The sequence below is a fragment of the Nocardia pseudobrasiliensis NBRC 108224 genome (assembly GCF_001613105.1).
In the GTDB taxonomy this organism is placed as follows: domain Bacteria; phylum Actinomycetota; class Actinomycetes; order Mycobacteriales; family Mycobacteriaceae; genus Nocardia; species Nocardia pseudobrasiliensis.
Map to the genome: position 1 here is coordinate 503,735 of NZ_BDBS01000002.1, position 20,695 is coordinate 524,429.

General features: G+C 66.2%; 18 protein-coding genes and 2 tRNA genes. 13 read left to right on the forward strand and 7 right to left on the reverse strand.

The features are described 5' to 3' along the window. Positions 1-11 precede the first annotated feature (11 nt). Positions 12-476, reverse strand: a complete 465-nt coding sequence (locus NP4_RS03730) for a MarR family winged helix-turn-helix transcriptional regulator (protein ID WP_067991692.1) — start codon at positions 474-476, stop codon at positions 12-14. 127 nt (positions 477-603) lie between these two features. On the opposite strand from NP4_RS03730, the gene NP4_RS03735 reads away from it, so the two are divergent. Beyond that, positions 604-1,734, forward strand: coding sequence for a cytochrome P450 family protein (locus tag NP4_RS03735; protein ID WP_067991694.1), 1,131 nt, complete (start codon positions 604-606; stop codon positions 1,732-1,734). Positions 1,735-1,910: 176 nt separating this feature from the next. Here the strand turns inward: NP4_RS03735 and NP4_RS03740 are convergent, their stop codons facing one another. After that, positions 1,911-2,558 (reverse strand): dihydrofolate reductase family protein, encoded by a 648-nt coding sequence (locus NP4_RS03740; protein ID WP_067991697.1) that lies wholly within the window; start codon positions 2,556-2,558, stop codon positions 1,911-1,913. A gap of 99 nt (positions 2,559-2,657) precedes the next feature. Between NP4_RS03740 and NP4_RS03745 the strand changes: the two genes are divergently transcribed. Continuing rightward, positions 2,658-3,176 carry a winged helix-turn-helix transcriptional regulator gene (locus NP4_RS03745; protein ID WP_067991699.1) on the forward strand — a complete coding sequence of 173 codons (519 nt, stop codon included), beginning with the start codon at positions 2,658-2,660 and terminating at the stop codon, positions 3,174-3,176. Between the two features lie 10 nt (positions 3,177-3,186). After that, positions 3,187-3,396: a cold-shock protein gene (locus NP4_RS03750; RefSeq protein WP_067991702.1), complete on the forward strand. Its 210-nt coding sequence runs from the start codon at positions 3,187-3,189 to the stop codon at positions 3,394-3,396. 459 nt (positions 3,397-3,855) lie between these two features. Here NP4_RS03750 and NP4_RS03755 read toward each other — a convergent pair whose 3' ends face one another. After that, on the reverse strand, positions 3,856-4,668 hold the full coding sequence (locus NP4_RS03755; protein WP_067991705.1) for a nucleotidyltransferase domain-containing protein: 813 nt from the start codon (positions 4,666-4,668) through the stop codon (positions 3,856-3,858). 216 nt (positions 4,669-4,884) lie between these two features. On the opposite strand from NP4_RS03755, the gene NP4_RS03760 reads away from it, so the two are divergent. Further along, on the forward strand, positions 4,885-6,900 hold the full coding sequence (locus tag NP4_RS03760) for an ATP-binding protein (protein WP_211335738.1): 2,016 nt from the start codon (positions 4,885-4,887) through the stop codon (positions 6,898-6,900). 19 nt (positions 6,901-6,919) lie between these two features. Here NP4_RS03760 and NP4_RS03765 read toward each other — a convergent pair whose 3' ends face one another. Then, positions 6,920-7,999 carry an alkaline phosphatase family protein gene (locus NP4_RS03765; protein ID WP_067991708.1) on the reverse strand — a complete coding sequence of 360 codons (1,080 nt, stop codon included), beginning with the start codon at positions 7,997-7,999 and terminating at the stop codon, positions 6,920-6,922. 260 nt (positions 8,000-8,259) lie between these two features. Here NP4_RS03765 and serA point away from each other — a divergent pair, with 260 nt between their 5' ends. Both serA and NP4_RS03775 read left to right on the forward strand, forming a co-directional pair. After that, positions 8,260-9,858, forward strand: a complete 1,599-nt coding sequence (serA, locus tag NP4_RS03770) for a phosphoglycerate dehydrogenase (RefSeq protein WP_067991712.1) — start codon at positions 8,260-8,262, stop codon at positions 9,856-9,858. 634 nt (positions 9,859-10,492) lie between these two features. Then, on the forward strand, positions 10,493-11,500 hold the full coding sequence (locus tag NP4_RS03775; RefSeq protein ID WP_067991716.1) for a 3-isopropylmalate dehydrogenase: 1,008 nt from the start codon (positions 10,493-10,495) through the stop codon (positions 11,498-11,500). Positions 11,501-11,762: 262 nt separating this feature from the next. On the opposite strand, the gene NP4_RS03780 is transcribed toward NP4_RS03775, so the two are convergent. Then, on the reverse strand, positions 11,763-12,983 hold the full coding sequence (locus NP4_RS03780; protein ID WP_067991719.1) for an MFS transporter: 1,221 nt from the start codon (positions 12,981-12,983) through the stop codon (positions 11,763-11,765). A gap of 111 nt (positions 12,984-13,094) precedes the next feature. Between NP4_RS03780 and NP4_RS03785 the strand changes: the two genes are divergently transcribed. The 4 genes from NP4_RS03785 to NP4_RS03800 all read left to right on the forward strand — a co-directional run bounded on the left by NP4_RS03785 (position 13,095) and on the right by NP4_RS03800 (position 15,816). Next, complete coding sequence (locus NP4_RS03785) at positions 13,095-13,940, forward strand: fumarylacetoacetate hydrolase family protein (protein ID WP_067991722.1); 846 nt, start codon at positions 13,095-13,097, stop codon at positions 13,938-13,940. A gap of 14 nt (positions 13,941-13,954) precedes the next feature. Next, complete coding sequence (gene gltX, locus NP4_RS03790) at positions 13,955-15,421, forward strand: glutamate--tRNA ligase (protein WP_067991725.1); 1,467 nt, start codon at positions 13,955-13,957, stop codon at positions 15,419-15,421. Positions 15,422-15,554: 133 nt separating this feature from the next. Beyond that, a tRNA-Gln gene (locus NP4_RS03795) sits at positions 15,555-15,626 on the forward strand. A gap of 117 nt (positions 15,627-15,743) precedes the next feature. Further along, positions 15,744-15,816: transfer RNA gene (locus NP4_RS03800), tRNA-Glu, on the forward strand. A gap of 409 nt (positions 15,817-16,225) precedes the next feature. Here NP4_RS03800 and NP4_RS03805 read toward each other — a convergent pair. Then, complete coding sequence (locus tag NP4_RS03805; protein WP_067991729.1) at positions 16,226-16,726, reverse strand: pyridoxamine 5'-phosphate oxidase family protein; 501 nt, start codon at positions 16,724-16,726, stop codon at positions 16,226-16,228. Positions 16,727-16,786: 60 nt separating this feature from the next. Further along, positions 16,787-17,488 carry an IclR family transcriptional regulator gene (locus NP4_RS03810; protein ID WP_067991732.1) on the reverse strand — a complete coding sequence of 234 codons (702 nt, stop codon included), beginning with the start codon at positions 17,486-17,488 and terminating at the stop codon, positions 16,787-16,789. 94 nt (positions 17,489-17,582) lie between these two features. Between NP4_RS03810 and leuC the strand changes: the two genes are divergently transcribed. The 3 genes from leuC to NP4_RS03825 all read left to right on the forward strand — a co-directional run bounded on the left by leuC (position 17,583) and on the right by NP4_RS03825 (position 20,433). Further along, on the forward strand, positions 17,583-19,010 hold the full coding sequence (leuC, locus tag NP4_RS03815) for a 3-isopropylmalate dehydratase large subunit (protein WP_174556089.1): 1,428 nt from the start codon (positions 17,583-17,585) through the stop codon (positions 19,008-19,010). A gap of 31 nt (positions 19,011-19,041) precedes the next feature. Next, positions 19,042-19,650, forward strand: a complete 609-nt coding sequence (gene leuD / locus NP4_RS03820) for a 3-isopropylmalate dehydratase small subunit (protein WP_062506835.1) — start codon at positions 19,042-19,044, stop codon at positions 19,648-19,650. 156 nt (positions 19,651-19,806) lie between these two features. Beyond that, positions 19,807-20,433 (forward strand): HU family DNA-binding protein, encoded by a 627-nt coding sequence (locus NP4_RS03825; protein ID WP_062506833.1) that lies wholly within the window; start codon positions 19,807-19,809, stop codon positions 20,431-20,433. Positions 20,434-20,695 lie beyond the last annotated feature (262 nt).

The following is a 20,695-nucleotide window of genomic DNA, read 5'->3' on the forward strand; positions in this document are numbered from 1 at the left end:
CTGCGCGCAGGTCAGGACTGGTGCGGGAAGTCCCGGATCTCGTCTTCGGTTCGCTGGGTGGCGGCTTCGATGAATCGCAGCAAGGTGGTCAGTTCGGATCGGTCGAGGCCCTCCAGATCGTGGAGGTGGCTGTTGTTCAGGTTGTCGTAGAGCGCGCCGATTCGTTCGATCGCCTTGTCGTCCGGTTCGATCAGGACCTTTCGGCGATCGTGTCGGTCGGGGATGCGGCGGACGAAGCCCGATTGGACCAGCCGCTCGATCATGCGCGAGGCCGAACCGCTGGTCAGATTGACTCGGCGGGCCAGCTCGCCGGGGGTGGCGGGTCCCTGATTGGCCAGGACGTAGAGCGCCTGCAGGTCGGTCCAGTTCAGGCCGACGTGTTCGGCGATCATGCCGTTGAGCTGGACGATCGGGATCTGCCAGCGGGCGATGGCCCGCAGGACCTCGGTGCGTAGGTTCTTTTGCGATTGCGTCATCAAGCCTCCTCGAGTGTGTCAGCATACTGTGCTGCGCAGTCGATGCAGTACGCACAATCTGTGTATTGCAGTCGCTGCGTAACGCAGCTATCTTTCGAGGGTCGCAATCGTCAACAGGGAAGTCGCCATGCCGAATTCGCCCACCGTGAGTTGCCCGTTCTCGACCCAGGCCCGTCCGCTGAATGTCCCTGACCCGGAACGCATCGCGATGCGCCGAGGGGGTCCCGTCGTTCGGACCGAGGCCCCGGCGGGCGGGTCGGTCTGGATCGTCACCGATGCCGAGCTGGCGCGCGAGGTATTGGCCGACGCTCGGTTCGCCAAGGATCCCGCGCTCGCGCCGGAGCGGTGGGATGCCCGCACGGCGGGTCTGGAACCGACTGCGGCCGAACAAATGTCGGTGACCACGCTCGACGGGGAGTCGCATATGCGATTGCGGCGCGCGTTCGCGCCGCTGTTCAGTGCGGCTCGTATGCGGGCGGCCTATCCGCGGATGAAGGCCGTCGCCGAGAATCTGCTCGACGATCTGGGGCCCGGAAAGGTCGACCTGGTAGACGATTTCACCACCCGATATCCGCTGACCATCCTGTGCGATCTACTCGCCATTCCGCCGCGCCACATCGACGCCGCGATCGGGGCCTGCCACCTCATGCACGTCGACTACCCGGCCAATGTCGGCCGGGCGATGAGCGGCTTCGCGGAGCTCGCGAGCATAGCGCTCGACCACACCGACGGGCCCGCAACCGAACTCGCGCAACGCATGCCCGCGGACAGCACCCCGCGTGACCTGCACTACCAGATCTTCACCCTCCTGTTCGCCGGACAGCTCACCACCGACCTGACCGTCGGATTCCTGGTGGCCCGACTGCTCGGCGATCCCACGGCTTCTCCGGACAATGACCAACTCGTCCGTGAGACCTTGCGCAAACACCCACCGGCGCCGTTCACCCTGTGGCGCTTCACTGCAACCGAACTCGACCTCGCGGGCATCCGCCTACCAGCCAATACCCCAGTGCTGATCGACATCCAGGGCATCAACGCCCACCTCACCCCCGAAGCCAATGACCTCACCTTCGGCGCGGGCCCGCACTACTGCATCGGGGCCCAACTGGCCCACCTGGAACTCCGCGCCCTCGCCGAAACCCTCCGCACCACCTACCCCCGCGCCCGACTCAGCACCGCCTTCGCCGACCTCCGGCACAGCTCTCCGGGAGGCATCATGGGCAGCCGACTCCATTCACTCCCCGTCGAACTGCGCTAGCGTCCCCCGAACCCGTCGGCGCTGCGAGCGCCGTGCCCGCGAGCGATCAAGGCGCGATGCAGCGGAATCGCTGTAGCGAAGACGAATACAGCGAAGGCGGTGAGCTGAACCAGGCCGCCTCGATTGCCCCGGAGGCAGTCGAGGTCGGCGCGAGGGCTCGCTCGAACCTGTCACTCTCAGTGTGCGATGCGCACGTAGCGGACGTGGGTCACCCTCTCGGAGGAAACATGTTCGGCGAGTTCGTAATTCGGCAGATTGCCGAGGTTGTCGTACAGGCGTTCGCCCGCGCCGAGTAGGAGGGGGACGACCGCGAGATGCAGTTCGTCGACCAGGTTTTCGCGCAGGAACTGGCGGATCGTGGCTGCCCCGCCCGCGAGGCGGACGTCCTTGCCGTCGGCGGCGTCGAAGGCGCGTTTCAAGGCCGCCTGCGGGGTGTCGTCGATGAAATGGAAGGTGGTGCCGCCCTCCATTTCCACCGCGGGGCGCGGGTGGTGGGTGAGGACGAAGGTGGGGTGGTGGTAGGGCGGGTTCGGGCCCCACCAGCCATTCCAGGTGTGGTCGGGCCATTCGCCGCGAATCGGGCCGAACATATTGCGGCCCATGATCGTCGCGCCGATATTCTCGTCGCCGGCGTGCAGGAAGTCGTTGTCGACGCCGGTTTCCCCGCCCGCCTCGCCGGTCATCGCGCGGCCGTACGCGGTCTGGAACATCCACTCGTGCAGACTCTCGCCACCGACACCCACGGGGTTGTCGAGGCTCTGATCCGACCCTGCGACGTAGCCGTCGAGGGAGATCGCGATGTTGTGGACGCGGAGTTTGGGCATGGCCTACACCTCTCAAAGCAGTTGCGTTTTGCAATCACCCGGTACTATAGGCGCAGCGATTGCATAGCGCAATCGGTTTGGACGCTGTGGAGGTGTGCGATGGATGCGCGGTCCGGATGTCCCATCAATGCCTCGATCGAGGTGATCGGGGATCGGTGGACGTTGCTCGTGCTGCGGGATGTGATGTTCGGAAATCGGCGGTTCTTTCGCGAGCTGCTGGCCGGATCTGAGGAGGGCATTGCCACCAACATCCTGTCCGACCGGCTCAAACGTCTCGTGGCGGCGGGGCTGCTGACCCGGGCCGAGGCCCGGCCGGGGCAGAAGGCCGAATATCGACTCACCGAGGCGGCCATCCAACTCGTGCCGGTAATGGCACACTTGGGCAGCTGGGGCCTGCGGCATCGGCCGACCACCAAGCGGTTGCGCGTGCGCGCGGAGCTGCTCGAGGCGGGCGGGCCGGCGCTGTGGGAGGAGTTCATGGACGAACTGCGCGAGCTGCATTTGGGTCTCGCGCGCCCCGAACGCGGTGGTCCGCCGCCCTCGCAGCGGTTACGCGCGGCCTATGAGCAGGCACTGGCCGAGGACCGGATCGATGGGATCGACAGCTCGGACGCGTGAAGGACATGAGATGGCACGGGGCACCGTGAAGTGGTTCGACAGCAAGAAGGGTTTCGGCTTCATCGCCGAGGACGACGGCGGGCCGGACGTCTTCGTCGACTACACCGAACTCGTCGGCGAGGGCTTCCGCTCGCTGATCGAGGGCCAGCGGGTGGAGTTCGACATCCGCCGCGCCAAGGCCGGTCCCGAGGCCAGGGACGTGCGCATCCTGCCGGGGTGACTCCGTTCACCCGAATGCGGGAAATGTTGCCCGGATCACCGTCTGAAATTTTCTGTTAACGGCTGGCGACGGCCTCTCGATATGGTGGATGACAGCCAGTCAATCTGGTCTTTCATCAAGGAGAGGTATTTATGATCCCCGTTATCATCGACACCGGTAGCGCCGCTCTGAACGGCCTGTTCAGCACCTTCGGTGCCGCTTTCCACGGCATTCTCGACACCCTGTGGACCGGCTCCTTCGGTCGCTGAGCTGCGAATATAGTCGCATAGGCGACTATTAGGCCAGCCCCGGGCAGCATCTGCCCGGGGCAGCCCTATTTCTGGGGTCAATATGGTCGGACCGTTCCATATACGGCTCTCGCGCCTCCGGTTTCGAGGGCGTGACACTTATCACGGGATAATCACGGGACCGCCGGATCCGATGCCCATGGAAATATGGGCGCGACCTGGCTAACTCCCGCTAGTCGTCGGCGCTGACAAAAGTTTGCTGCCGGAAGAACGCCGCCGTGGCCGCCTTCGCGTACGTGAGATCACGGAAGGTCCTGGGATAGGCGTCCGCCGCGCGCTCGAACTCGGCCTCGATGAACGCCGCGATCGGCGCGGGCACGCCACCACGGCCCATCTCGCGGGTGCGCGACTTCAGCTCGGTCAGCTCCCGCACGGCCGTCACCAGATCCGGCGGAAGCTCGCATTGCTCGAGCAGCGTCGGCAGATGCATCGGCGCCACCGACGCCCCGGGATGCTCGGCCAGCCAGCGCAACGCCATCGCCGGACGCAGTGAGTAGAACACCTTCTTCAGCGATCCACTCCCACCGAACAGCCGCCACTGCCGCGCCCCCAGATGCAGATAGTGCCGCGCCACCTGATGGCGATCGGCGACCTCCTCGGCCAGCGCCCGCAGCTGCTCGCGAAACGACGCGTCGCCGCGGTAGACGATCGGTGACATCAGCCACTCGATGAGAACCGCGTTGCCGCCCACCAGCAGTCGCAGCGCCTTGGCCAGATCCCAACCGTTCACATCGAGCAGACCGACCAGCGGCGTCTCGATCACATCGCGGGTGCGCCACGGCGACAGATAGACCTCCAGGCTCGCGACATAGACGAACCGGCAGTCGTAATCGGAGTCCGGCGAGGGGAAACCCCAAGCACGGCTTCCACTTTCGATAGCCAATGGGATCCGGACGCGATGCTCGCGCGCGACTCGATCCAGTTCGGCATCGATCGATCCCACCACCGTGGGGTCCATCGGGTCCGGGATCGCGCGCAGAGTCATCAGGCGATGCTAGCGAGCGAACCGAGTGGCGAGCAGCCGATTTTCGGACATCAGATCCAGACCAGTCGGTAATCGGGCCGAGATCTGCAGCAAATCCGCGATCAGGTCGTGATCACCTGGTGGTTCATCGTTCAACCGCTGGTCAACGGACCGGCGAAGGATGGGATCAGCGGTAGCTGAACGGCGGCTACCCCACGGGCGAGCGGGAGGCCCGATATGTACGGCGACGACGTGCAGGCCGATCACAAGTACACGATGCGTATCAGCCGCCTGGCGATCGACAAGCTGGGTATCAAACTCTACGACCGCGTTTCGGCCGTGCTGGCCGAACTCATCGCCAACTCCTACGACGCCGACGCCACCACGGTGGAGGTCGCGCTGCCGTGGGGCGTGACACTGGGCGGAAACGTGCGCGCCGCCGAGGAGGCGCATTACGAGATCGTCGTCACCGACAACGGTCACGGTATGACCGCCGACGAGGTCAACGAGCATTATCTGATGGTCGGTTCGGACCGGCGGCTGCGCACCGGTTCGGATCTGTCGCGCGAGCGTCGCCGTCCGGTCATGGGCCGCAAGGGGATCGGGAAGCTGGCGGCCTTCGGCATCTGCCGCACGATCGAGGTGATCACCGCGGGCAGCGGACCGGAGGATCGCAGGCCCGAGGGCTGGTTGGTCTCGCATATCGTGATGGATCTCGACGATATGCTCTCCGACACCGAGAGCGACTACTTCCCGAAAATCGGTCCGCGCGACGGCGCTTTCAGCCCGCATCGCGGGACGACGGTCGTGCTGCGGGACTTCTTCCGCAAGCGGGTGAACTCGGGTCCGGAGCTGAATCGTCAACTGGCCGCGCGGTTCGGCATCGAACGGCCGGATTGGCGGGTCGAGGTGCGCAACAGCGCCGTGGACGACGAGAGCTTCATACTCAGCGATCTGTCCATCGATGTGATGGAGGAGACCCGCATCGATGTGGCGCAGCGGCCGGTACCGGTGGGGCGTCAGCTCCTGCCGGTGTCGGGTTGGGTCGCCTACTCCAAACAGCCCTACCGGGACGAGTCGATGGCCGGGGTGCGCATTTACGCCCGCGGTAAGATCGTCGCGCAGACAAGGGATTTCGGCATACCGTCCGGATTCACCGGTGAGCACAAACTGCGCTCGTATCTGGTGGGCGCGATCCATGTGGACTGGCTCGACGGCGATGAGGATCTGGTGCGTTCGGATCGTCAGGACATCATGTGGAATTCGCCGCGCGGGGAGGCGCTCGCGTCCTGGGGCCGGGATCTGATCAGGGAGATCGGGCGCATGGGGGAGCGGTCGATCCGGCGTCGGGTATGGGAGGAATTCGTCGAGAAGTCCCATATCTACGCCGCTCTCGAGGCGATCGCGCCGGGGGACAGGATGTTCCGCGATTCGGTGATCGATGCGGCGCGAATCCTGGTGGCGAACAAGGACCGTCCCGCGCTCGAGGACCCCGGGCATGTGGAAAGCATTGTGCGCCTGGCACTCTCGCTCGGACCGCAACGCAGTCTGTTGGAGACGCTCAAGGAGATCGCCGAGGAGAGCGATCCGCATCTGGACGTGGTGGTTGCGCTGTTCGAGCGGGCGCGGGTGGCCGAGATCTACTCCCTCGGGCAGATCGCCAGCGAGCGGGTCGCGGTAGTGGACCGGCTGCGTCGGCTCGTCGACGATCGTCGCTCGCTCGAGCGGCCCTTCCAGGAACTGATCGAACGCGCGCCCTGGCTGCTGGCCCCGGAGTGGACGCCGCTGGGAATGAACGAATCGCTCAAGCGGGTCCGGGCGAGCTTCGAGCGGTGGTACGCACAGAAATTCGGCCTCACGCTGGTCACCAGCTCGATCGGCAGCGAGAAGCGCGAGCCCGATTTCGTCCTGCTGCACGATTCCGGGGAGCTGTGGATCGTGGAGATCAAGCGGATGGACTATCACCTCACCGACGAGGAGTACAACCGCGCCATCAACTATCTCTACGCACTGGACACCTTCCTCACCGAAAATCCGCGCATCGGCGCGCAGTTCCCGCGGCGGCGGCTGACCTTCATCGTCGATCACATCGATAAGTTGCGGCCCGCCTCGCGGTCGTCGCTGGACAGCGATGCTCGCATCGATCGGCGCACCTGGCGTGAGCTGCTGGATTCCACGTTGCGGGCGCACCGCGATTTCCTGGAGCGGGTGTATGCGATGCGTTCCAGCGACGATGAGGCGCAGGCGGGATGAGCCGCGGGGTCCGGGCCGGTCAGTCCCCGACCGGCCCGGTACTCACCTTGCATCCGGCGTCGTAGGGAAAGGGCAGGGCCGCAAGGCGAGTCGTGGCGGGATCCAGCGGATGCCCGACGACCGGCGTGTCCGGCGGGGTCGCGTTCGGATCGCCGGATCCGCCCTCGCGCAGGGACTTTCCGTCCACATCGGGCGCCGGCGGCAGGCCGAGCAGATCGAGGACGGTCGGGGTGATGTCGATCAGCGAGTAGCCGTTGTAGTTGCGTCCGGCCGCGAAGTCGGGACCGTGGGCGATCACGAAACTGGCTACCTCGTAGGAGCTTTGGCCGCCGTGGCCGCCCTCGGGTTTGTGGCCGTGGTCGGTGGTGACCAGGATGGTCCAGCGTTCGTCGGGGTGGGTGCGGGAACGCTGTTCGACCGCGCCGACGATCCGGCCGACCAGGATGTCCACGCGGCTGATGGCGTCGCGGTAGGCCTGGGGGTTACTGGCGCGCAGGCGATGTCCGGCGATATCGACCTGATCGAAATGGGTGAAGACGAAATCCGTACCCTCGCCGATGGCATTGACCGTCGCGGCGGCGGTGCCGGTATCGATATCGGCCTCGCAGCCGTAGGTGCCGAACGGATTCGAGCCCGCGGTGATGATCACATCGGCGTGCGGCTCACCGGTGCCCGCGATGCGGCCGATGGTGTCCCAGGTGGCGATCGATGCCGTCTTGCGTTGGGGCGCAGCGCGTTTGATGTGATTGAAGACCGTGGGATATCGGCTCAGATGTTCCGGTGAGCAGGTGGCGTCGTTGTCGCAGATGCCGGTGCGGGTGTCCCAGACGCCGGTGAGCACCGCCGACCAGGACGGGCACGAGACGGTCGTATGCGGCGCGATGGAGTAGCGGCTGAGCGTGCCGCGCGCGGCGAGGCGCTGCAGATTCGGGGTGACCGCGGCGAGCAACTCGCTGTAGAGGCAGCCGTCGATGCCGATCACGGCCACCTTGTTCGTCGCGGACACGGTCGCGTTCGCGCGGGGGAGTTGGGTGTCGACGACGAGTGCGAGCAGGCCGGTCGCCAACATTGCCGAACAGGTGCGCCGGGTGATGGCCATGCTCCCACGGTGACCGCGAAAATCGGGTCTGGCCAGGCATAACGGCTGTCTTTGCCAAGCTTTCGCCGGATCGGCACGAATCCGACGAATCGGGTTCACTCAGTTCACCGGACGGCAATCGTTTCGCGTCCGAAAATCTCCGATCGGAACTGGTCGTCAGCACTGATGGCGGGTGACTACCAGGGGGTAGGTAGCGCGGGAATGCCGACCATTAAGCTGGCGGCCGTAATTGCCGAACTCTTCCTCAGGAGTGCCTTACCGTGAGCCAGAATGGCCGTCCTGTAGTTCTGATCGCCGACAAGCTCGCCCAGTCGACCGTCGACGCGCTCGGTGACGGTGTCGAGGTTCGCTGGGTCGACGGCCCCAACCGACCCGAGCTGCTCGCCGCCGTGCCCGAGGCGGATGCGCTGCTCGTGCGCTCCGCGACCACCGTCGATGCCGAGGTGCTCGAGGCCGGTAAGAATCTGAAGATCGTCGCTCGCGCCGGTGTCGGCCTCGACAATGTCGATGTGCCCGCGGCCACCGAGCGCGGTGTCATGGTCGTGAACGCGCCGACCTCCAATATCCACACCGCCGCCGAGCATGCCGTGACGCTGCTGCTGTCGGCCGCGCGTCAGATTCCGGCCGCCGACGCCACTTTGCGCGAACATACCTGGCAGCGCAGCAAGTTCAACGGTGTGGAGATCTTCGGCAAGACCGTCGGTGTGATCGGACTGGGCCGGATCGGTCAGCTGTTCGCGGCGCGACTGGCCGCGTTCGAGACCAAGATCGTCGCCTACGACCCCTACGTATCGCCTGCCCGTGCCGCGCAGCTGGGTATCGAGCTGCTGTCGTTGGACGAGCTGCTGCAGCGCGCCGATCTCATCTCGGTGCACCTGCCCAAGACGCCGGAGACCAAGGGGCTGCTGAGCAAGGAGAAGTTGGCGCTCACCAAGAAGGGCGTCGTCATCGTCAATGCCGCGCGCGGTGGGCTGATCGATGAGGCCGCGCTGGCCGATGCCATCAAGTCGGGCCATGTGCGGGCCGCGGGTATCGATGTGTTCGAGACCGAGCCGTGCACCGACAGTCCGCTGTTCGAGCTGCCGCAGGTCGTGGTGACCCCGCATCTGGGCGCGTCCACCTCCGAGGCGCAGGATCGCGCGGGCACCGATGTCGCCAAGTCCGTATTGCTCGCGCTCGCAGGCGAATTCGTGCCGGGTGCGGTGAACGTGGCCGGTGGCTCGGTGGGCGAGGAGGTCGCGCCGTGGCTCGAGATCGTGCGTAAGCAGGGTGCGCTGCTGGGCGCGCTGGCCAGTGAGCTGCCGGTCAGTGTCGAGGTGCAGGTCCGTGGCGAGCTGTCCTCGGAAGATGTTGCGGTGCTGGAGCTTTCGGCCGAGCGCGGGATCTTCTCGGCACTGGTCGAGGATCAGGTCACCTTCGTGAACGCGCCGACGCTGGCCAAGGATCGCGGCGTCGAGGTCACCGTCTCCACGGTCTCGGAGAGCCCGAGCCACCGCAGCCTGGTCGACCTGCGCGCGGTCTTCGGCGACGGCCGCACCCTCAATGTCGCTGGCACGCTCACCGAGCCCCAGCAGGTCCAGAAGATCGTCAATATCAACGGCCGCAACTACGACATGCGCGCCGAGGGCCTCAACCTGGCCGTCCTGAACTACGACGACCGCCCCGGCGCACTGGGCAAGATCGGCACCAAGCTCGGCGAGGCCGAAATCGACATCCAGGCCGCCCAGCTCAGCCAGGACGTGGACTCCGACGGCGCAACCGTCATCCTCCGCGTCAACAAGGAAGTCCCCACCGACGTCCAACAGGCCATCGCCGAGGCCGTGGGCGCGGCGAAGGTAACCCTGGTGGACCTGAACTGACGTTTCGTACGGACGGTGCGAGCCCTGTTGTTCCGGCCTGGGGGCCGGAACAACAGGGAAAGGGTCGGGCCGCTCGCAGTCTCCCGAGTCCCGGGACCACCGCCTTGGCCATGAGCACGACCTCCACGCAGCCCGCGACCGGTAAGGCCTATCGCCCGGCGAGATTCACCGCCAGCGACCGCGACTTCCCTGCTCGCTCCGAGGATTTCCCATAGCCACCACGACGGTTTGCGTTACCCGCCGCGAGGGTTTCCGTGACCCACCGCGAGGGTTTCGGTCGCCCGCCGCGAGGGTTTCCGGCACCAGTACGAGGGTGTCCGTTGCCCGCCGCGAGGGTTTCCGACATCAGCACGCAGGTTTCCGTCGCCCACCACGAGGTTTCGGCACCCAGTGCGAGGGTGTCCGGCACCCACCTTGAGGGTTTCCGTTGCCCACCACGAGGGTTTCCATTACCCACCGCGAAGCTTCCCCCCAATTGCCCGCCACGAGCGCAGCGAGTGGCGGGTCTCAGTATTCGGGAGGTGAATGCCCTGGTGTGGGATGTGGGTGAGGGACCGGATATCGTGGCGGGGTCTGTGGTTGGGCCTTGGAGCTGTATGTCTTCGGTCGGTGATAGGGAACGGAGTTTGGTGAGATGAAGCTTGCTGTCATCCCAGGGGATGGGATCGGGCCCGAGGTCATCGCCGAGGCATTGAAGGTGCTCGATGTGGTGATGCCGGGTGTGGAGAAGACGCACTACGACCTTGGCGCCAAGCGGTATCACGCGACCGGTGAGGTGCTGCCGGAGTCGGTGCTGCCGGAGTTGAGGCAGCACGACGCGATTCTGCTGGGCGCGATCGGAGATCCGTCGGTGCCGAGCGGGCTGCTCGAGCGAGGGTTGTTGTTGCGCACGCGGTTCGCGCTCGATCATCATGTGAATCTGCGGCCGTCCAGGCTGTATCCGGGCGTGACCAGTCCGCTGTCGGGTGCGCCGGATATCGACTTCGTGGTCGTGCGCGAGGGGACCGAGGGTCCGTACACAGGGACCGGCGGCGCGATCCGCGTGGAGACGCCGCACGAGGTGGCGACCGAGGTCAGCACCAACACCCGGTTCGGTATCGAGCGCGTGGTGCGCTACGCCTTCGACAAGGCACAGCAGCGCCGCAAGCATCTGACGCTGGTGCACAAGACCAATGTGCTCGCCTTCGCCGGATCGCTGTGGCAGCGCACGGTGAACGAGGTCGGCCGCGAGTACCCGGATGTCGAAATCGCCTACCAGCACATCGATGCCGCGACCATCCACATGGTCAACGATCCGGGTCGCTTCGACGTCATCGTCACCGACAATCTCTTCGGCGACATCATCACCGATCTGGCCGCGGCCGTCTCCGGCGGTATCGGCCTGGCGGCCTCCGGCAATATCGATGCCTCGGGCGTGAACCCGAGCATGTTCGAACCCGTGCACGGCAGCGCGCCCGATATCGCGGGACAGTCCAAGGCCGATCCGACCGCGGCCATCCTCTCGGTCGCCCTGCTGCTGAACCATGTCGGCAAGTCCGACGAGGCGGCTCGCGTCGAGGCCGCGGTTGCCAAGGATCTCGCCGCGCGCGGCGGCGCAGCGTCGACCGTCGAGGTCGGCGATCGCATCGCCGCCGCGATCTGAAGTACGCGCGTCCGGCCCCGTGTCCGAATCTTGTTCGGGCACGGGGCCGTTCGCTACGGGGGGAGGGGGATTGCTTGCCGCCGAAACTATTTCGAAGCGCGGCTTCTTCACTCTATAGGGGATATGCAAAAGATCTATCAGATCTCGCGCATGGCCGATTTCTTCTGACACAATGTGAAAAAGGTTGCGTCCCTTGGGCACCCAGCAACCTTTGCCGGGCCTCCAGCAACCCTCGCTCTCCGTTTGCCGGGCGCGTTCTGGGTCAGTTGTCCAGTACGCCTTGGGGTTCCGCCGGAGCCTCGGCGCGAGCAGCGCGATCGGTCGGTACGAGAGGGACTGCGGCCACGGCGATTACGGCCGCGATCAGATAGGCGGTCGGGAACCCCGCCGCGGTGATCACCGCGCCGAAGGCGGGTGCGACCGCGGCCGAGGCCAGATTCTGGCCGGTGTTCTGGATGCCGAGCCCGCGTCCGCTCCAATACGGCCCGGCGATCTCGGCCACCGCGGTGAAGGCAAGACCGTTGTCCGCCACCGTGATCACCGACGCCGCCACCAGCAGCGGCAATGCCGCCCACCACCAGTGCAGCGCCGCGGCCGCGGCCAGTCCGGTCATCGACAGCACCGCCGCCACGGCCACCGACCGCAGCGGCCGCAACCGGCTGCCGACCCGATCCGACCACACTCCCGCCCCGATGCGCCCGCCCGCGCCCAAAATCTGCGTGGCCGTGACCAACGCGCCCGCCATACCCAACGACAGCCCGACATCGCGGTGCAGCCACAGCAGCGCGAAGGTCCACACCGTCGCCTGCGGAATCACCAGCAGCACCGAAACTCCGTGAATGCGCCACAGTGTGGAGTCGCCCCGGTACGGGTTGGCGGGCCGGGCGGCCGCGCCGCCGCCGGGGCGCGGCGGATCCACGATGCCGACCGCGCAGCTCAACGCGGCCAGTCCGGCCATGACGGCAGGAACCAGGATCGCGGTGGAAAACCCGTGCGCCGCAGCGACGGCGGGAATCGTCAGCGCGCCGATCGCGACGCCCAGCGGTTGTGCGGTTTGTCGAATTCCCATGGCCAGGCCGCGTTGTGCGGGCGGGAACCAACCGACGATCACGCGTCCACTGGCGCCATTGGTGCTGGCCGCGCCCAGTCCCGCCAGGAACAGCAACGCGCCCAGCGCAACGTAATTCGTCACCGTGGCCGCCGCCACGCCCGCCGCGCACATCACCAGCGGACCGGCCACCAGCACCGCGCGCTCACCGATGCGATCGACCGCGTACCCCCAGGCGATCAGCATGCAGCACAGTCCAACCGCCGGCATGGCCACCAGCAGACCAGCAGTGGCCAAAGGCATTCCGCGATCGGTCAGGGCGGGCAGCAGGAACGGCATGCCATTGACGATGACGGCGCTGGCGCACTGCGCGAAGACGCCGAGGCCGAGCATGACCCACCGGCGGGTTGCGCTGATGTCGGTCACGGTGGTCATGCGTCTCACCTCTGTCTCAAATAATGGGACCAGCGTCCTGTATCTTGGACGCGCCTTCACGGTACACCCACCGCGCAAATTGAAATCGCGCAGGTCGATAGACTGCGACCCATGCGTCTAGGTCGTATCGCCAGCCCCGACGGGGTCGCTTTCGTCAGCATCGAGGGGTCCGAATCGGACGCCGCCGCCCGTAGCGACGGGCCCGGAGGCGGCAGCTCGCGTAACCATGGAGGGACCCGCGAAGGGCGCGATGCAATTGCCCGCGAGATCGCCGAACATCCGTTCGGCACGCCGACGTTCACCGGTCGCAGTTGGCCGCTGGCCGACGTGCGGCTGCTCGCGCCAATTCTTGCCAGCAAGGTGGTGTGCATCGGCAAGAACTACGCCGCGCACGCCGCCGAGATGGGTGGTGAGGCGCCGCAGGATCCGGTGATCTTCCTCAAGCCCAATACCGCGATCATCGGGCCGAACGCCCCGATCCTGTTGCCGCCCAGCTCCTCTCAGGTCGACTACGAAGGTGAGCTCGCGGTCGTGATCGGGCGGCCGTGCAAGGATGTGCCCGCGGCCCGCGCCAAGGATGTGATCCTGGGCTACACCGTCGCCAATGACGTGACCGCCCGCGATCAGCAGCGGCACGACGGTCAGTGGACTCGGGGCAAGGGCTATGACACCTTCTGCCCGCTGGGTCCGTGGATCGAGACCGAGCTGGATCCCGCCGACCTCGAGATCACCACCGAGCTCGACGGCGAGGTTCGTCAGCGCAGCCGGACTTCGCTTCTGCTGCACGATATTCCGAAGTTGATCGAATGGATCTCCGCGGTGATGACGCTGCTGCCCGGCGACGTCATCCTCACCGGTACACCGGAAGGTGTAGGACCGGTCGCCGAGGGGCAAACTGTGTCCGTGACGGTCCAGGGCATCGGCACCCTATCCAATCCCGTTGCCGCCAAACGCTGATCGAGAGAAGGAACATGACTGACGTACGGGTCCGATTCTGCCCGTCACCGACCGGCACCCCCCATGTCGGCCTGATCCGGACCGCACTGTTCAACTGGGCCTACGCCCGGCACCACGGCGGCTCCTTCGTCTTCCGCATCGAAGACACCGACGCCGCACGCGATTCCGAGGATTCCTACCGCGCCCTGCTGGACGCGCTGCGCTGGCTCGGCCTGACCTGGGACGAGGGCCCCGAGGTCGGCGGGCCCTACGGGCCGTATCGCCAGTCGCAGCGGCGCGATCAGCACGTCGACATCGTGCGCCGGTTGCTGGAGGCGGGGGAGGCCTACGAATCCTTCTCCACCCCAGAGGAAGTCGAGGCCCGGCACCGCGCCGCCGGCCGGGATCCCAAGCTGGGCTACGACAACTTCGATCGCGACCTGTCGCCGGAGCAGATCGCGGCGTACAAGGCCGAGGGTCGCGGTGCCGTGATCCGGTTGCGTATGCCCGATCGCGACATCACCTGGACAGATCTGGTACGAGGGGAAACCACTTTCCGAGTGGGGTCCGTTCCCGATTTCGCACTCACTCGCGGTACCGGTGATCCGCTGTACACGCTGGTTAACCCGGTCGACGACGCATTGATGAAGATCACGCATGTGTTGCGTGGTGAAGATCTGTTGTCTTCGACACCGCGGCAGATTGCGTTGTATGAGGCATTGCAGCGGATCGGGGTGGCGGAGTTCACGCCCGAGTTCGGTCATCTTCCGTTCGTGATGGGGCAGGGCAACAAGAAGTTGTCCAAACGCGATCCGGAGTCGAATCTGTTCGTCCATCGCGACCGCGGATTCATTCCCGAAGGTTTGCTGAATTACCTGGCGTTGCTCGGCTGGAGTCTCGCCGACGATCGCGATGTGTTCACCATGGCGGAGATGGTTGCGGCCTTCGACATATCGAAAGTGAATTCGAATCCGGCGCGTTTTGACCAGAAGAAGGCGGATGCACTCAACGCTGAGCACATTCGTTTGCTCGATTCGGGTGATTTTGCCCACCGGCTGCGTGAGTACCTGACCGAGCACGGACACATCGGCGCTGAAGTGGACGAGGCGCTTTTCGCCGCGGCGGCCGAGTTGGTACAAACCCGGATCGTCGTACTGGGCGATGCCTGGGATCTGCTGAGATTCCTGTTCATTCCCGCCGAGCAGTTCGAGATCGACCCCGCCGCGGCGGACAAGAACCTCGGACCCGAGGCCGAGCCGGTGTTGCAGGCGGCCGTGAAGGCGCTCGAGGGCGTTTCGGACTGGTCGGCGGCCGCATTGGAGGAGGCGCTCAAAACGGCGCTGGTGGACGATCTGGGCCTCAAACCGCGCAAGGCGTTCGGGCCGGTGCGGGTCGCGGTGACCGGATCGCACATCAGCCCGCCGCTCTACGAATCGCTCGAGCTGCTCGGGCGCGAGGTGACGATGGATCGGCTGCGGGCGGCGCTCGCGCGGGGCGCCTGAACCCGCTCCGAGGCCGAAAACAGCCGCTCTACCAGCCGATTTGTAGTTATCCGGGCCGGGTGAGGTAATCTTCTTCCCGGCCCGGAAAGCGGCCCTGGTCCCAGCCGGGACGAGGGACGAAAGCCCAGGTCATTGGGGTATGGTGTAATTGGCAACACAGCTGATTCTGGTTCAGCCATTCTAGGTTCGAGTCCTGGTACCCCAGCGGTGAGTGTTGATTCGCTTCGGTTCGCGGTCGAGGTGGAACAGCCTCCCGGCGATTTGGTCGCCGAGGTCTCGGCCGGTTAAGCTAGCCGGGCCTCCACTCCGGAGCGCCACTCCTGGTCCCGTCGTCTAGCGGCCTAGGACGCCGCCCTCTCAAGGCGGTAGCGCGGGTTCAAATCCCGTCGGGACTACTTACGAAGGCCCTCAGCTCATCCGAGCTGGGGGCCTTCGTCGTATCCGCCCAGGTCCCGGCCTTCGGCCGGGAAAAGTAGGGCGGCCGCGGGCCAAGAGGTGGTGGAACCGCAGGTCGCGAGGGGGCGGAACTTCGGGCCGTGAGGGCGGAACTTCGGGTCGGGAGGGCGGAACTTCGGGTCGGGAGGGCGGAACCCCGGGTCGGGAGGGCGGAACCCCGGGTCGGGAGGGCGGAACTTCGGGCCGGGAGGGGGACGCCGGGCCGCGAGGGGGACGCCGGGCCGCGAGGGGGACGCCGGGCCGCGAGGGGGACGCCGGGCCGCGAGGGGCCGGAACGTCGGGCCAGGAGGGGTGGAACCGCAGGTCGCGTGAGTGGGATGCGACCTGCGGGGAGCGTCGGGGAGGCGGTCAGGCCTGGGGTGGCCAGGTGGAGCCGCCTGCGGGGATTTCGGGCATGCCCATTTTGCGGTGGTCCCAGCTGCGGGTTCGGTCGGGGATTATGCGGATGGCTACTCGTTTGTTGAGCATGGTTTCGACGAAGGGGCGGACCTCTTCGGTGTACGGGCCCGTGTAGCGCTCCCAGACGCTCACGCCGACTCGGAACAGGGCCTCGGGGTCGTCGACTATCTCGGCGTGGCCCTCGATGGACAGGCCGCGCAGCTGGTCGTAGGTTTCGCCCGCTTCGACCAGGACGGTGACCCGGGGGTCGCGGCGGATGTTGACCGCCTTCTGGGACTTGGCCTTGGTCTCGAACCAGATCTGCCCGTCCACCAGGCCGTACCACATGGCGGTCAGGTGGGGGACGCCCGAACTGCCCAGCGTCGCCAAGGTCATGACCCGGCTGCGCTCGAGGAATTCGGTGACCTCCGCATCGGACATGACGATCTGCGCGCGTTGATTCACTCCCATGGGCCGACTGTAGTTTACGGCGTATGGCCGACGTCACATCGGAATCCGGCCAGCGGGCGCTCAGAGCCGTTTGTGCAGCGCATCGGCCGCGGCGACCAGGTCGGCGGCCCATCGCGCGCCCGGACGACGGCCCATTCGATCGATCGGACCCGAGACCGAGACCGCGGCCACCACGGTCCCGGTGGAATCGCGCACGGGCGCGGACACGCTGGCCACACCGGCCGCTCGCTCGGCCGCGCTCTGCGCCCAGCCGCGTCGGCGCACCTCGGTGAGCGCCCGGTCGCCGAAGACCGCGTCCATCAGCACGCTGCGCTGTAATTCGGGGTCGGCCCAGGCCAGCAGGACCTTGGCGGCCGATCCCGCGGTCAGCGGCAGCCGGGCGCCCACGGGCACGGTGTCGCGCAGTCCGGCCGCGGGTTCCAGCGCCGCCACACAGACCCGTGAATGCCCGTCCAGGCGGTAGAGCTGCACGCTCTCGCCGGTGATCTCGCGCAGCCTGGGCAGGACCGCCCCGGCGGCGTCCAGCAGCGGATCCTCGGCCGTGGTCGCGAGCTCGGACAGCGCCGGACCGGGCCGCCACAGGCCGTTGTTGTCGCGGGCCAGCATGCGGTGCACCTCGAGCCCCACGGCCAGCCGATGCGCGGTCGCCCGGGGCAGGCCCGTGCGGGTGCACAGCTCGTTGAGCCCGCACGGCTGCTCGGCCACCGCGTAGAGCACGGACATGGCTTTGTCGAGCACTCCGATACCGCTATGCTGTCTCATACAACGATATTAACGTCTCGCATAGTGAGATATGCAAACCACACCGTGTCGTCAGCCCATTCGGCGCGGTGATCGCTACCGAAAGGTGGATAGGATGGCCGACCGGCCACGCACTCTGGCGGAGAAGGTCTGGGAGCAGCACGTCGTCGCCCGCGGCGCGGGGGAGGGAGAGGCCCGCGAGCCCGATCTCATCTACATCGACCTGCACCTGGTCCACGAGGTCACCAGCCCGCAGGCCTTCGACGGGCTGCGCGCGGCCGGGCGTCCGGTCCGCCGGCCCGATCTCACCATCGCCACCGAGGACCACAATGTCCCGACGATCGATATCGATAAGCCGATCGCCGATCCCATTTCCCGCACCCAGGTGGAAACGCTGCGGCGCAATTGCGAGGAATTCGGGGTCCGGTTGTACCCGATGGGCGATATCGAGCAGGGCATCGTGCACGTGGTCGGTCCGCAGCTCGGCCTGACCCAGCCCGGTACAACCGTGGTCTGCGGCGATTCGCACACGTCCACCCACGGCGCGTTCGGGGCGCTGGCGATGGGCATCGGCACCAGCGAGGTCGAGCACGTGCTGGCCACGCAGACGCTGTCGCTGCGGCCGTTCAAGACCATGGCGATCAATATCGACGGTGCGCTGCCCACCGGCGTGACGAGCAAGGACGTGATTCTCGCCGTCATCGCGCAGATCGGCACCGGCGGCGGCCAGGGCTATGTGCTCGAGTACCGCGGCGAGGCCGTGCGCGCCATGTCCATGGAGGCGCGGATGACCATGTGCAACATGTCGATCGAGGCGGGCGCTCGGGCGGGCATGGTCGCTCCCGACGAGGTGACCTACGAATTCCTGAAGGGCCGTCCGCACGCGCCGCGGGGCGCGGACTGGGATGCGGCCGTGGCGGCCTGGGATGCGCTGAAGACCGACGAGGGCGCGGAATTCGACGCCGAGGTGCATATCGACGCGTCCACGCTGACCCCCTTCGTCACCTGGGGCACCAATCCGGGACAGGGTGCGCCGCTGGGCGACTCGGTGCCCAATCCGGCCGATATCGTCGACGAAACCCAGCGTGAGGCCGCCGAGAAGGCCCTGCGGTACATGGATTTGGAGCCCGGTACTCCGCTTCGGGAAGTGCCCGTCGACGCCGTGTTCGTGGGTTCGTGCACCAATGGCCGCATCGAGGATCTGCGGGCCGTGGCCGAGGTTCTGAAGGGCCGCAAGGTGGCCGACAACGTGCGGATGTTGATCGTTCCGGGTTCGATGCGGGTGCGTGCGCAGGCCGAATCCGAGGGTCTGGGCGAGATTTTCACCGCCGCGGGCGCGGAATGGCGGCAGGCGGGCTGCTCGATGTGCCTGGGCATGAATCCCGATCAGCTTTCCCCCGGTCAGCGCTGTGCTTCGACCTCCAATCGCAACTTCGAGGGCCGACAGGGCAAAGGTGGCCGCACACACCTGGTTTCGCCGCTGGTCGCGGCGGCCACCGCGGTGCGCGGAACCCTGTCCTCACCTGCGGATCTGAACTCATAGCGGCGACTTTTCGTACCAACCAGGAGAACTCATGGAACCGTTCAAGGTGCACAAGGGGATCGGGGTGCCGCTGCGGGCATCCAATGTCGACACCGACCAGATCATCCCGGCGGTCTATCTGAAGCGCGTCACCCGAACTGGATTCGAGGACGGCCTGTTCGCGGCCTGGCGTTCGGATCCGACCTTCATTCTGAACACCGAGCCCTACAACCGGGGGTCAGTCCTGGTCGCCGGTCCGGATTTCGGCACGGGATCCTCACGTGAGCACGCCGTTTGGGCCCTCATGGACTACGGCTTCCGGGTGGTGATCTCGCCCCGGTTCGGCGACATCTTCCGGGGTAACGCGGGCAAGGGCGGGCTGGTGGCGGCCCGAATGTCACAACATGATGTCGAATTGCTCTGGAAGTTGCTCGAGGAACAGCCCGGTCTGGAATTGATCGTGGACCTCGAGGCCCGCACTGTGACCGCCGGAACCATCGTGTTGCCCTTCGATATTGACGACTACACCCGGTGGCGTCTGCTCGAAGGGCTCGACGACATCGGCCTGACCCTCCGTCAGGAGGGCGCCATCGCCGAGTTCGAAAAGGCAAGGCCAGCATGGAAACCCACCACCATTCCGAGCCCTATTTCGCAGCGGTAAACACTCCTGGGTGTTAGCTGAGAGCTACCAATCGAGATTGCTGCACGTGTGCCACGCCACATGAAATTTGGCGTGGCACATAGACTCTTGCCCAATGAAGGTTTACCGTGGTACCTAGTCGGTCCGACGACGGGCCATTAGTCTGCGGAGGATTCAATGAACAAGGCGGAACTGATCGACGTTCTGACCGAGAAGTTGGGCACTGACAGGCGCACGGCCACTGCGGCAGTCGAGCAGATTGTCGACACGATCGTGCGCGCGGTGAACAAGGGTCAGAGTGTCACCATCACCGGATTCGGTGTCTTCGAACAGCGCAAGCGTGCGGCGCGGGTGGCGCGTAACCCCCGTACCGGCGAAACCGTGAAGGTGAAGCCGACTTCGGTGCCCGCATTCCGCCCGGGTGCGCAGTTCAAGGCGATCATCGCGGGTAAGCAGAAGATCGCGGCGGCCGGTCCGGCCGTGAAACGCGGTGTGGCAGCGCCGGTGTCGGGTACGGCCAAGAAGACCACCCGTAAGGCCACGGCGAAGAAGACCACGGCCAAGAAGACCGCCGCCAAGAAGACGGCGACCGCGAAGAAGGCGGCCAAGAAGGCCCCGGCCAAGAAGGCGACGGCGAAGAAGACCACCGCCAAGAAGGCCGCCCCGGCCCGCAAGACCGCCGCCAAGGCCACGGCCAAGAAGACCACGGCCAAGGCCACCGCCAAGAAGACCACGGCCAAGAAGACGGCCGCGAAGAAGACCACGGCCAAGCGGACCGCCGCCAAGCGGACCGCGCGCCGCTGACGCTGCACACAAGACCCCCGGCCGAAGAACATGGCCGGGGGTCTTGTGTAGGAGCGCTTCCGGGGCCTCTTGTGTAGGAGCGTTTCTGGGGTCTTGTGTAGGAGCGTTCCCGGAGCCTCTCGCGGAGAACGTTTCCGGGGGCCTCTTGTGTGGAAGCAGCTGGAAACCTTGTGTGTCGGAGGCTTCCAGCCGGGGCGTCCAGGGGTGGGACAGCCCCGCCCGTAGTTCGTAGTTCGATGTATGGCCTCGGGCCACGCCTAAA